The organism is Paenibacillus gyeongsangnamensis, from assembly GCF_027533625.1.
Lineage (GTDB): Bacteria > Bacillota > Bacilli > Paenibacillales > NBRC-103111 > Paenibacillus_G > Paenibacillus_G gyeongsangnamensis.
The window spans coordinates 573,394-585,714 of record NZ_JAQAGZ010000001.1; the positions used below are offsets into that span (position 1 = coordinate 573,394).

Consider the following 12,321-nt stretch of genomic DNA (forward strand, 5'->3'; position numbering starts at 1 on the left):
AAGGTTAAACGAGGTGATTTCATAATGAGAAAAGCAAGCGGCGCATGGCAGGCGTTCAACGCCTTCAATCTGATCTTCCTAACCTGTTTGGCCCTCGCGATGTTCCTTCCGTTCCTGAACGTGCTGGCGCAGTCCTTCAGCAGCTCGCAGGCGATCGTGGCCGGCAAGGTGTTGTTCGTACCGGTTGATTTTACCTGGATCAACTATCAATATGTGTTCAGCGATGCGGCGATTTGGCGTTCCTTCGGCGTCACGGTTTATATTACGGTAGTAGGCACGCTGATCAACCTGATCGCGACGGCATCGCTCGCTTATCCGGTCTCGAGGCAGGAGTATATCGGACGCCAGTATGTCGTGTTCATGGTGCTGATTACGATCGTATTCACCGCTCCGCTTATACCGAACTTCATCCTGATGAAGAATCTGCATTTGACCAACACGCTGTGGGCGTTGCTGATCCCGGGCGCCATCAGCTCCTTCAATTTCTTCGTCATGCGGGCTTTCTTTATGCAGATTCCTTCCGAGATTATCGACTCCGGCCGGATGGACGGCTGCTCCGAGCTGCGGATGATCAGGAGCATCGTGCTCCCTCTGTCGAAGCCGGTAATGGCTTCCCTCGGGATTTTCTATGCGGTTAACCACTGGAACACGTACATGAGCGCGTTGTACTACGTGAACAAGCCGGCGCTTTGGCCATTGCAGGTGAAGCTGCGTCAGCTGATCGCAGCCGACGATATCGCCATCGATCCATCGGCTTCCCAGTTCAGCTCCTTGGCTCATATGGATCCGGAAGGGATCAAAATGGCGACGATCATCATTGCCACCGTCCCGATCGTGCTCATTTATCCGTTCCTGCAGCGCCACTTTGTCAAAGGGATGATGATCGGTTCTGTCAAATCGTAATAAGTGCTGCACTAAGAAGGTAAAACGGGCATTCTAAAAAAATGACAAGCCGGGCCAAAGCCTGTCCATTGCTCGGCTGTCGCTGCCCTTATACAATAAAGCTGTTCTCTGTAAGCGCTATTTCAAACAGGAAAAGGGGTTAACACATGCAAAAATGGGTCAAGGTAGGGGTATCCTCCGTACTAGCCGTATCCATGCTGGCCGCCTGCTCGTCGAAACCGGCGGATAAGCAGGGCGCAGCCGCAGGCGGGAGCGGGAAGCCGGCAGAGAAAGCCAAATTCTCGATTTCCATGCGGACGCTCGCATTCAATTATGTCGAGAAATCGCCTAATATCAACGACGATAAATGGGTCAAGAAGCTCGAAGAGCTGACCAATACCGATTTGGACATCGTCCTCGTGCCGCACAAGGAATATGAGCAGAAGATGATCCAAATGTTCGCAACTAACGACATCCCGGATGTCGTACAGGGCAGCGGCGGGGTCGCGGGCAAAGAAATGGCGGGCTCCGTGCAGGCGGGCGTGTTCATGCCGCTGGACGACCTGCTTCAGAAATACGGCCAGAACCTGCTGAAGAAGGTGCCGAAGGAAGCTTGGCAGAAGGAAACGTACAACGGCAAAATTTATGCCATTCCGGAGTTCCTCTCCAATCCTTCCCGCCGTGCAACGGTCATTCGTAGAGACCTGCTGGACAAGGCCGGCCTGCCGGTGCCGAAGACGGTGGACGATTATTTGAACGTGCTTCGCAAATTTAAAGAAATGGGCGTAGAGCAGCCGTACCAAGGCCGCGAGAACTTCAAGTACGCCGATACATTCTTTGGAGCTTACGACGCTTTCCCATATTTGTCCATGTTCACGAAGCAGGGCGACCAGATCGTGCCGAAGTTCTTCAACACCGAGAACATGACTAAAGCGCTGCAAACATACAAAACGATGTTCGACGAAGGCCTCATTTCGAAAGAATTCGCGACGATCAACCCGACGACCTACAAGAACAACATCCTTGCGGGCAAAGCCGGCATCTGGTCCATGAATGCGAACGAAGTGCTGCAGTGGGAACAGCAGATGAAGGCGAATGTGCCTACGGCGAAGCTGGAAGTAATCCCGTCCCCGACGGGCCCGGACGGCAAAGGCGGATACTACCTGTATAACTCCGTCACCCGCGCTTGGTTCATCAACAAGAAAGTCAAGAATCCGGAAGCCATCATCAAGTTCTTCGACTGGATGCTGTCCGACGAAGCGGAGAAATTCTTCACCTTCGGCATCAAAGGCCAAACGTACACAATGAAAGACGGCAAAATCGACTACAAAGCGCCTACCGATCCGCAAGGCGTCGACGAAGAGCGCTATCGCCAAGCCTTCCTGTGGATGGTTCAGGATACGACTTACAACAAAGGCACGCTTAGCTTGACCGATGACGGCAAGAAGCTGATGGGCATCTACGACACGCTTCTGGCCAAAGAAGGCCGCGATGGCATCCAGTTCGAGCCTCGTCTCGACGCCCTGATCAAGAACCCGGACATTTCGCCGGAATCCGACACAGCTTCTCCTCTGCTGCTTCAGCATATGGTGAAGATGGTGTACGGCAAAGAGCCGATCTCCGACTGGCCGAAGGTCATCGAAGAGTACAAAGCCAAGGGCGGCAACGACGTGATCAAAGAGGCGACGGACAAATTCAACAAAAAAGATCCTGGCGTGACGATCTCGATGCCTCGCCGCTAATCATATTCCTTCTCGACTCTCCTCACACCCCGACAGGGTGTGAGGAGAACTTTATTATATTCCACTTTTGGCTGTGATAAGATGGGGTTAGCTCTTGTTCATCGTGAGAATGAAGGTTGTGAGGTGTTTGTATCTCACTACCGCAGATTGACGAGAAACCCTAATATGCTGAAAAATGCCAAAGGTGTAGGTGGGGTATCCCCTGTAGGAGCGATAGCGTCCGCCTTTGTTATCGGAAAATTACTGCTGAATAGCGAATAAATTGAACATTTTCCGATAACAACAGCGGCCGGAAGGGGATACCCCACCGGGTACCAAGGCGGATTTCTCTATTTCATGGGTTTCTCTACAGCCTGAGGTAGTGAGGTTTTTGCACCTCACTACCAGTAACCTTCTCATGAGTAAGAGCTTTCCCGCTTTTCACACACAAAAAACTTTCACCTCAGGGGGCGTTCTCCATGTACCGAATCTTAATAGCAGACGATGAACCGATGATCCGCAAAGGACTGCAGAAGCTTGTCGAGCAGTCCGGCCAGTCGATGACCAGCATCCGGACCGCCGAGAACGGGTTTCATGCGCTGCAGCAGATTCAGGAAGAGCGTCCCGACTTTGTGTTTACGGATATTCGCATGCCCAAGATGGACGGGCTGGAGCTATGCCGGCAGCTCGCCGAGCTGGATTCGGATATTCAGATTGTCGTCATCTCCGGTTACGGGGATTTTGAATATGCGCAGAAATGCCTTTCGTATGGCGTGAAGGAATATCTTCTGAAGCCGGTCAGCAAGAAGGCGGTACACGATGTACTGGATAAATTGGTCCGCGTATCCGCACGGCAGCGTACGGATACGTTCGTCCCCGTTTCGAGGCTCGAGCAGTGGATTGCGGAAATGGACGACCTCGTTTGGTCGCTGAGGGAGCCGGAGCTCGAATTGCTTCTCGAGAAATTGCGTAAAGAGCTGCATCATTACTCGCTGAAGCTGGCGCGGTTCTGCGATGTGCTGGAGGAGCTTAATTTGCTTTTGGCCAAACGTCTAAGCACAAGGGACGTTTTTTCGCTGCAGACCCATCTGGATCTTGGTGGCGCCAGGGACGTGGAAGAAGCGTGGAGCCGGTTCGCTGAAGGCATTTGGAGCATCGTTCGCGATTTGAAGGCGAGGCGCAAGGGCCGTGCGAAGGATCCGGTTGAGGAAGCCAAGCATTATATCGAAGAGCATTTGGCCGAGGAAGTATCCCTCGAAGAGGTGGCCGAATATATCGGCTTGAACGCATCGTATTTCAGCCAGCTGTTCAAGCAATCGACGCAGGAGACGTTCGTACAATACCGTACGCGCAGACGGATGGAGAAGGCGAAGAAGCTTTTGCAGCAGCCGCATTACCGCATTACGGATATATCCGGAGAGGTGGGGTATGCGGACCATCCGCATTTTACGAAGACGTTTAAGAAATATACCGGCTTCCTGCCTTCGGAATACCGCCAGAACCTGGGGATCGAGTAATGAAAAAGAGAACGCTTTCCGGTCAGCTGTACCGTTATTTTCTGATCGTCATTATCATTTCGCTAGCTACGGTAGGGGTATTCACTTATATTCAATCGTCCCATGCGCTCGACAAGCAGGTAGAGCAGTATTTGGACCAAATGATCGACAGCGCCGCCTATCAAACGGACATTTATTTACAGTCGTACGAGCTGCTGAGCAACTCCATCTCTTTCAATTCCGACGTGCGCTCGTTTCTGGAAATTCGTCCGGAGGACACTTACGGCTACTACTATTATTCGGATTCCATCAAGAAGCTGGCCCATTATTCGGTAACTTCCATGCTGAACATTTATAAGCAGCTTAACCTGATCTACGTGATCGGGCCGCAGGGCCGGTCGGTCGTCTATGACTACCATAACATCACCGCTCTCGATCCGAGTTTGGTGAATAAGCATTTCAATTATTTGATGGGAGCGACGCCTCAGGAAACGGAATTGAAGCCTGTTATTCTGGATCTGAGCATCCAGCAGGAAAACCAGGGCCAGGTGCTGACCATGGCGCGGAAGGTGAAAGGCATTTCGTACGGGGATACGGTAGGAATCGTCGCCATCGAATTCAGGCTGCAGGAGCTGGCCAAGATTTGGGATCGGGTCAATTTGGGCAAGGGCGGTTTCTTCTTCATTATCGATGATGAAGGTAATCAAATTTATCTACCCCAGGGTCTGCCCACGGATGATACGGCTGAGAAGCAACTGACCGAGCGGGTGCTCAGCAACGACCCGAAAGCCTTTACACTGAAGTACAACGGCGAGGACCGGATGTTCGTGTCGCGCAAATCGGATTATTCCAAGTGGCATCTGGTGGCGTCCATGCCGCTAAGCGAGTTGCGCCAGCCGGTTTCGACGATCCGTACGACGACGATTATGGTAGGCTTGATTACGCTCCTGGCCGCCCTGTGGCTCGCTTCTCGCTTCGGCCGATCGATTCTGGCGCCGATCCGGGAACTGAAAGACAGCATGCGGGAGACGGAGAAAGGAAATTGGCAGCATATCGACGAGATCGGCCGCACGGATGAAATCGGCGGACTGATTCACAGCTATAATCTGATGGTCACGCGGCTGTCGCAAATGATTGAGAAGGTGTATGAAGCGGAGCTGCAGCAGCAGAGGAACGCCCTGGAGCTGGGACGCTCGGAGCTGGAGCGGCAGCAGGCGGAATTTCAATCGCTTCAGTTGCAGATCAATCCGCATTTCTTATATAACACGCTGGAAACGATCAATTGTTACGCGATCGTACAGGACTCGCATGAGATTACGGAGATGGTGGAAGCGATGGCATTTATGCTCCGCTATTCGATCCAAACGAATCTTGAAGAGATTACCGTAGCCAATGAACTGAACCATGTGCGCAATTACATGATCATCCTGCAGCACAGGATCGAAAGGGTATTCGAGATCGACGTCGTCATCCCGCCTTCGTTGCTGCTCGAGAAGATGGTTCGGCTGACGCTTCAGCCGATCATCGAGAACATCTTTCAGCATGCGTTCCCGGAAGGGATTGAAGCGCATCATTACATCCGGATCGACGCGAATAAGGGGAATGGCTTATTTCAGGTGACGGTGGAAGATAACGGCGCAGGCATCAAGCCCGAGCGGCTTATGGAGCTGCGGCGCAGGCTGGAGCTTAACCGTCTCGCGGACGACAGCGGAAGCGGCGGGCAACACCGGGGAGGCATCGGGCTCATGAACGTGCATCGCAGGATCCAGATGGTGTTCGGCGAACAGTACGGCTTGTCGCTGGAGAGCGAATGGGGTCAAGGGTGCCGTATTACGATGACGATGCCGGAGACGCAGCGGCCGCCTTTGAGGAAGCCGTCCAATGCTTTAGCTTTAGCGCAGTAATCATTCATTCATATATATATCGACGGAACATGGGAGGAATCGTGCATGAACATCAACTTAACGGGGAAAATCGCGCTAGTTACAGGCTCTAACGCAGGAATCGGCAGAGCGGCCGCCATGGCTTTGGCCGCTAATGGCGCCAAGGTCGGCGTGAACTGCCTTCGCAATGTAGAACAGGTGGAAGAAACCGTTGCCGCCATTCGTAAGGCCGGCGGAGAAGCCGTTCTTGTGCAGGCGGACGTAACGGAGCTCACCCAGATTGACCGTCTCGTTACCGAGGTCGAGCAGGCGCTCGGAGGGACCGTCGATATTCTCGTGAACAATGCGGGACATTTGGTGCAGCGGCTTGCGAACGCCGAGATGACCGAAGAGCTGTATAGCCGGATTATGGATGTGAACCTGAAGAGTACGGTGTTTATGTGCAAAAGGGTGCTCGCAGGGATGAAGGCGAAGGGCGGCGGCCGCATCATCAACATGACGTCAGTTGCCGCGCATAACGGCGGCGGACCGGGCTCGAGCATTTATGCGGCGAGCAAAGCGGCCGTGCTGACCTACTCCAAGGGTCTGGCCAAGGAAGTGGCCGGAGACGGGATCACCGTCAATCTGGTATCCCCCGGCTTTATCGGCAACACAATGTTCCACGCCACTTTTACGACGGATGAAGCCCGAAAAGCAACGGTAAACGGCATTCCGCTGAAGCGTGAAGGGACTCCGGAAGACGTCGCCGGCGCCGTACTGTATTTGGCCTCCGATCTGGCCTCCTATTTAACTGGAGAAACGATCGAAATCAATGGAGGTATGTTGATGAGATGAGTACAGAGCTGAAGAACAAACTTCAATCGACCGATTGGGCAGTTCCCGTATTGCAGCAGCTGAAGAAGGAGCTGGACGATGCATCAGCCGCCGGCAGTCTGCAAATACCTGTCGAGCCCGGAGGCTGGTGGCATCAATACGTGTGCCCTCATCATCATACGGAGCTGCTGTTCGATCCGCTGGAGAAGGACAGAGACGTATTTCAATGCCCTCACGGGTGTTCCATCGAAGGCGAGGCTTACCGCGGAGCGTGGCTGGTGTTCAAGCACCAGTCGCTGGCACGCTATGCGCTTCAGGCGGCTGTCGTGTACGCTTGCACGAAGGAAAAAGTATATGCCGGTTTGGCGAAAAGATTGCTGATCGATTACGCGCGTCAATTCCCGCTATATCCCGTTCATCCGGAAGCTCAGCCATGGATGCTGAAGGGGCGGGCTTTCCATCAAGCCCTAACGGAGGCCATCTGGTCTACGACGCTTTTGCGCGCTTATTTGCTGCTGAAGGATGAAGGATGTGCTCTAAGCGAGGAGGAAGAACAGGACTTTAAACGGTTCCTGACCCTTCTGGAGCAAAGCATGACGGAGTATCGGCATATCCTCATCCGTGAGCGCAACAATCCGGAAAACAATTATACCGCTTGGCTGAACGCATCGCTCTCTTGTATGTATGCGGTAAGGAATGACATGGAAGGTCTTGAGGCCTTGATTGAAGGCGAGGGAGGCTGGAAGCATCATTTAAGCATTGGCGTTAAGCCGGATCAGCTCGAATTCGAGGGCAGCGTCTATTACCATATTTTCGTCTTGCGCGCTTATTTGATATCGGCTGAGATGGCCGAGCGCTTCGGACTTGATCTGTATGAAAAAATCGCTCCGGACGGGCAGTGTCTGCGGGGCATGTTCGAGGTGCTGGGTCTGCTGGCGGACGAGCAAGGCGAGCTGCCGGCCCTCCATGACGGTCCGATGCAGCGGCTGCCGTATGCAAGGGAAATCGCAGAGACTTTGGAGGTCGGATTAAGCCGATACCGGATGGCGGAGCTGAGCCCTGTACTCCAGGCGGCCTACCGCAGTATGGGTTCAGCCGACGGCAGCCGATTCGGTCTGGAAGCGCTGCTGTACGGACAAGGGACTGCGGCTCCGGCAACATCCAAGGAAAGACAATCCTTGCTGCTGGAGCACTCGGGTTTTGTGGTGGTACGACGGAAGGGCAGCGCGCTGTCGTTCCTCTCGGACTTCGGTCCTCATGGCGGTTCCCACGGCCATTACGACAAGCTCCACGTATCGATTATGCATAAGCACGGAGCTTTTACTCCGGAATTCGGCATGGTGCCCTACGGCTCCGCCATGAGAAAGGCTTGGTTCGCGGAGACGGCAAGCCACAATACCGTATCCGTAGGCGGCGCATCGCAGGCTCCCCATCGCGGGAGCTGCGTTCGCTTTCATGACGGGCCGGAGGCTGCGGAGGTTTGGCTTCAATCGGAAGAAGCTTATCCAGGCTGCCGAATGGACAGACATCTGCTGCTGACGGACGAGTGGCTGCTGGATATCTTTGAGGTGACGCTGCAGGAGAGCGGGGAAATGAACTGGTGGATGCATCCGGTCATGCAGGGTGAGCTGATCCAGGGGCGCAGACAAAACGGCATCCCGACAGGCAAGCTTCGTCCTCCGGGCTCGCCGTTTATTCATCAGCAAGCGGCGCTGCTCGCGGAAGCGGATCATTCGGGCAGCTCTTCGCTGAAGTTCAAATACACCGGAACGAACGGTGCCGTCGTATACCATACCGCGCTGCTGATGGATGGCGACGAAGCGGTGGAAATCGTTACGCCGGGTACGAGCATCGATCCCAGCGCCAAGCTGCACGGATTTCTCCACCGCCAGCAAGGACGCAAGGGCAGGTTTATTCATGCCTATAGTGCGGAACGGCCTGTGAAGCTTCTTCTGCTGGCTGAAGACCGGCTTGAAATTTCGGACGCAAGGGGCAGCACGGAATTACAAATCACAGATGGGCAGGGCCTACACATGACCGGGAGGAATACCTATGTCTAATTCAGCGCCGTTATATCAACCCCAGAGCGGGGTGTTGACCGTACAATACCAGCCTGACGAACAGACGGTATTCGTAGAAAATCCGCCTCGCTTTACGTGGATTCCGGCACAGCTGGAGGACGACCGCTACGTGCTTCAAATCTCCAGGAGCGAGACGTTCGAGCCTGACGGGACGATAACCGTTCAGCCGATTCCTTATAACTTGTATACGCCAGGGGCCCCGCTTCCTCCCGGGGAGCATTACTGGCGCTATGCTCATCTTACGGATGACGGTCAGACGGAATGGAGCCGCACTCGGCATTTTCATATGCCGGAGGGTCTGCCCGAAACGCCGCTTCCGGCAGGAGAACGGCGCTATGCCCAAGCTTCGGACGCCCATCCGAGATTATGGCTGCAAGCGTCCGAGCTGCCGGAGTTCCGGCGCCGGGTGAAGGAGGATCCTGCCTTCTGCGGGTGGGATGCATTCTTCGAGCGATCGGTGAAGCCGTGGATCGACCGGCCGCTCATTGCTGAGCCTCAGCCTTATCCGAATAATAAAAAGGTAGCCGGCTTGTGGCGTCAAATGTATATCGATTGCCAGGAAGCGCTTTATGCGGTCCGGCATTCGGCGGTTGCCGGCGTCGTGCTGGAGGACGCGAGGCTGATTGCCAAAGCCAAGGCGTGGCTGCTGCATCTGTGCACGTGGGACGATGCAGGAACCACCTCGCGGGATTATAACGATGAGGCCGCATTTCGGATTGCCGGTGCGCTGGCCTGGGGCTACGACTGGCTGTACAATGAGTTAACGGGCGCGGAGAGGGATGAGGTCCGCAAGCACTTGCTCGCGAGAACGGGGCAGGTGGCGTTCCATGTCATCGAGCGCTCCAAAATTCATCATGTACCGTTCGACAGTCACGCTGTGCGCTCGCTCTCAAGCGTGCTTGTTCCTTGCTGCATCGCCATGCTCGGGCAAGAGGACAAGGCGCGCGAGTGGCTCGACTATACGCTCGATTATTATGCCGGACTATATACGCCTTGGGGCGGCGCGGACGGGGGCTGGGCCGAGGGGCCGATGTATTGGACGACCGGCATGGCGTTCGTCACGGAAGCGATCAATCTGCTTAAAAAATATACGGGCATCGATTTCTACCGCCGGCCGTTCTTCGCGAAGACCGGAGATTTCCCGCTCTATTGCTTCAGTCCGGATACGCTGCGCGCCAGCTTCGGAGACCAATCGACCTTGGGTGATCCGGTCAGCTTGAAAACCGGCTTCAACGTGCGGCATTTCGCGGGAGTACAACGTAACGGGCTGTACCAGTGGTATTTCGAGGAAGTGCGGAAGACGGATACCGACTCCGAAATGAAATTTTACAATTACGGCTGGTGGGACTTCCGCTTCGATGATATGGTGTACCGGCACGATTATCCGGCCGTCGAAGCTGATCTGCCTACGGCGGATGCGATCGAGCCGGTAAAATGGTTCCGCGACGTCGGCTGGGTAGCATTCCATGCCAACATGGCGGATCCCGAACGCCATATCATGCTGCTCACCAAGAGCAGTCCCTACGGGTCGATCAGCCACAGCCACGGGGATCAGAACGGCTTCGTTCTGCATGCTTACGGCGAGCCGCTTGCGATCGAGAGCGGGCACTACGTCGCCTTCGGCAGCACGATGCATTTGAATTGGCGCAAGCAGACGCGGTCCACGAACAACATTCTGATCGACGGACTCGGGCAGTATGCAGGGATGAATAAAGTACTCAACATGGCCGCATCCGGCAGGGTGGAGGCCGTAGAACGCCGCGGACGCTGCAGCTACTCCCGAAGCGACGCAACGGCGGCTTACAAGGAAAACGTGCCTTACCTTAAGAGATACGTGCGGGAGCTGTACTTCTTCAATGATTCCTATATCGTCGTTGTAGACCATGTGGACCTGGACCAGCCGGCCCGGATCGATTGGCTGTTTCAAACCCAATACGAAATGCAGCTTGGCGCACAGTCCTTTAAAGTGCAAGGGAAAAAGGCGGATATGGACGGCCGGTTCGTGTATAGCTCTTCCGGTGAGCTGATGCTGTCGCAGCATCACGAATTCACGGACGTCGATCCGGCGGAAATCGAAGGTCTGCCGGTGCACTGGCACCTGAAGGCGGCGAGCAAGCCGGCGCGCGGCCACCGGATCGCTACACTGCTCGTGCCGATCAAGAAAGGCGAGCCCCAATATGTCTCATTCTTCATGGATGATCAGGGACACGGGATCGATCTTTATTTTACGGAAGACGGCGATACCCAGAAGGTAGAAGTGCCTAAAGCTTATTAATGAGGAAAGCGGAAAGCCCCGCAGAGAAGCGCTAAGCTCATCTGCGGGGCTTTCGGTGTATTTAAGGTTATTTCCCTTGCTTCACTTCGTTCAAGAGCGAGAGGTCCAGGAATTTGCTGAGATCCAGATCTTCCTTCTTCACGTCCTTGATGTAGCCGGCGTCAATGGATACTTTGGCCATTTCCTCAATGGCCGCTTTGTCCACATCGGTAGTCAAATTCAAGTGGGAAAGTGCGGCTTTGATCAGGCTCGTATCCATGCCTTTGCCGCTTAACGCTTTCAGCTGGTTGTTGACTTGCTCATAGGCTTTCTCCGGATTTTTCTTGATGAAATCGATCGCGTCGGCATTCGCCTTGATGGCGCCCTTCGCCAGCTCCCGGTTATCCTTCAGGAACTTGTCGCTGGCTACGAGAATCGTAAGCGGGTAGTTCCCGTTGTTCGGCGGGATTTGGTCCCATGGCGTAATAATTTTGCCGATGCCTTCCTGTTCCATTTGGGTACCCCAAGGCTCAGGAATCAGCGTAGCGTCGATTTCCTTCTGGCGCATGGCGATAAGCGTATCGGCCGGCGCGCGAGCAATGATTTGAACGCCCGTTTTGTCCGTCGTCACCTTCAAGTTGTTCTGCTGCAGTAGCAGTCGGAGTGAGATTTCGTTCGTGCTGCCCTTGGTTGGAATGGCGACGGTCTTGCCCGCCAGTTCCTTGACACTGTTAATACCGGAATCTTTGCCTGCTACAAGTACGGCACCGCCGTTGTTGGAGCCGGAGATGATGCGGAAGTTTTTGCTTTTCAGAAACTGGTTCGTGGAAGGTCCCGGGCCGACGAAGCCAAGATCGATCTGATCCGTGGCCAAAGCCGTAGAGAAGTCGGAGCCGTTATCGAAAGCCGTGACGTCCACTTTCACGTTCTCGCCCCAATATTTCTTGAACAAGCCTTGCTCGAGAGCGACATAGCCGGGGGCATGGGTGACGTTCTTGAATATGCCGAGGCGTACGGTTTTGGCCGCCGCCTTACTGCCGCTGTTATTTCCGGCGCCCGCTGCCGGTTCTTTTTTGCCGCCGCACGCCGCCAGCACTAGAGTAAGCACTAGCAGGACGGACAGCATAACAGACCATTTTTTCATGATGGACCTCTCCCTTTTGTTGTGTTATCAAAAAGTTTACCGCTGCA

Annotated in this window: 8 protein-coding genes; 7 read left to right on the forward strand and 1 reads right to left on the reverse strand. The window is 54.5% G+C overall.

Annotated features, from left to right (window positions below; genetic code table 11):
• Window positions 1–24 precede the first annotated feature (24 nt).
• From O9H85_RS02635 to O9H85_RS02665, 7 genes are all read left to right on the forward strand, one after another.
• Window positions 25–903: a carbohydrate ABC transporter permease gene (locus tag O9H85_RS02635; protein WP_269879707.1), complete on the forward strand. Its 879-nt coding sequence runs from the start codon at window positions 25–27 to the stop codon at window positions 901–903.
• Between the two features lie 146 nt (window positions 904–1,049).
• Window positions 1,050–2,624: an extracellular solute-binding protein gene (locus O9H85_RS02640; protein WP_269879708.1), complete on the forward strand. Its 1,575-nt coding sequence runs from the start codon at window positions 1,050–1,052 to the stop codon at window positions 2,622–2,624.
• A 458-nt stretch (window positions 2,625–3,082) separates the two neighbouring features.
• Window positions 3,083–4,120 carry a response regulator transcription factor gene (locus O9H85_RS02645; protein ID WP_269879709.1) on the forward strand — a complete coding sequence of 346 codons (1,038 nt, stop codon included), beginning with the start codon at window positions 3,083–3,085 and terminating at the stop codon, window positions 4,118–4,120.
• Window positions 4,120–6,003 (forward strand): cache domain-containing sensor histidine kinase, encoded by a 1,884-nt coding sequence (locus O9H85_RS02650; RefSeq protein ID WP_269879710.1) that lies wholly within the window; start codon window positions 4,120–4,122, stop codon window positions 6,001–6,003. Before O9H85_RS02645 ends, O9H85_RS02650 begins: the two co-directional genes overlap by 1 nt.
• Before the next feature lie 45 nt (window positions 6,004–6,048).
• Window positions 6,049–6,816, forward strand: a complete 768-nt coding sequence (locus O9H85_RS02655; RefSeq protein ID WP_269879711.1) for an SDR family NAD(P)-dependent oxidoreductase — start codon at window positions 6,049–6,051, stop codon at window positions 6,814–6,816.
• On the forward strand, window positions 6,813–8,855 hold the full coding sequence (locus O9H85_RS02660; protein WP_269879712.1) for a heparinase II/III domain-containing protein: 2,043 nt from the start codon (window positions 6,813–6,815) through the stop codon (window positions 8,853–8,855). Before O9H85_RS02655 ends, O9H85_RS02660 begins: the two co-directional genes overlap by 4 nt.
• Window positions 8,848–11,151 (forward strand): DUF4962 domain-containing protein, encoded by a 2,304-nt coding sequence (locus O9H85_RS02665; RefSeq protein ID WP_269879713.1) that lies wholly within the window; start codon window positions 8,848–8,850, stop codon window positions 11,149–11,151. Before O9H85_RS02660 ends, O9H85_RS02665 begins: the two co-directional genes overlap by 8 nt.
• A 67-nt stretch (window positions 11,152–11,218) precedes the next feature.
• On the opposite strand, the gene O9H85_RS02670 is transcribed toward O9H85_RS02665, so the two are convergent.
• On the reverse strand, window positions 11,219–12,274 hold the full coding sequence (locus O9H85_RS02670; RefSeq protein WP_269879714.1) for an ABC transporter substrate-binding protein: 1,056 nt from the start codon (window positions 12,272–12,274) through the stop codon (window positions 11,219–11,221).
• Between the last annotated feature and the right edge of the window lie 47 nt (window positions 12,275–12,321).

Excerpts from the sequence above, each read along its gene's own strand:
- O9H85_RS02650 (WP_269879710.1), top strand. The coding sequence starts at position 4,120 with ATGAAAAAGAGAACGCTTTCCGGTCAGCTGTACCGTTATTTTCTGATC.
- O9H85_RS02645 (WP_269879709.1), top strand. The coding sequence starts at position 3,083 with ATGTACCGAATCTTAATAGCAGACGATGAACCGATGATCCGCAAAGGA.
- O9H85_RS02640 (WP_269879708.1), top strand. The coding sequence starts at position 1,050 with ATGCAAAAATGGGTCAAGGTAGGGGTATCCTCCGTACTAGCCGTATCC.
- O9H85_RS02670 (WP_269879714.1), bottom strand. The coding sequence starts at position 12,274 with ATGAAAAAATGGTCTGTTATGCTGTCCGTCCTGCTAGTGCTTACTCTA.
- O9H85_RS02635 (WP_269879707.1), top strand. The coding sequence starts at position 25 with ATGAGAAAAGCAAGCGGCGCATGGCAGGCGTTCAACGCCTTCAATCTG.
- O9H85_RS02660 (WP_269879712.1), top strand. The coding sequence starts at position 6,813 with ATGAGTACAGAGCTGAAGAACAAACTTCAATCGACCGATTGGGCAGTT.
- O9H85_RS02665 (WP_269879713.1), top strand. The coding sequence starts at position 8,848 with ATGTCTAATTCAGCGCCGTTATATCAACCCCAGAGCGGGGTGTTGACC.
- O9H85_RS02655 (WP_269879711.1), top strand. The coding sequence starts at position 6,049 with ATGAACATCAACTTAACGGGGAAAATCGCGCTAGTTACAGGCTCTAAC.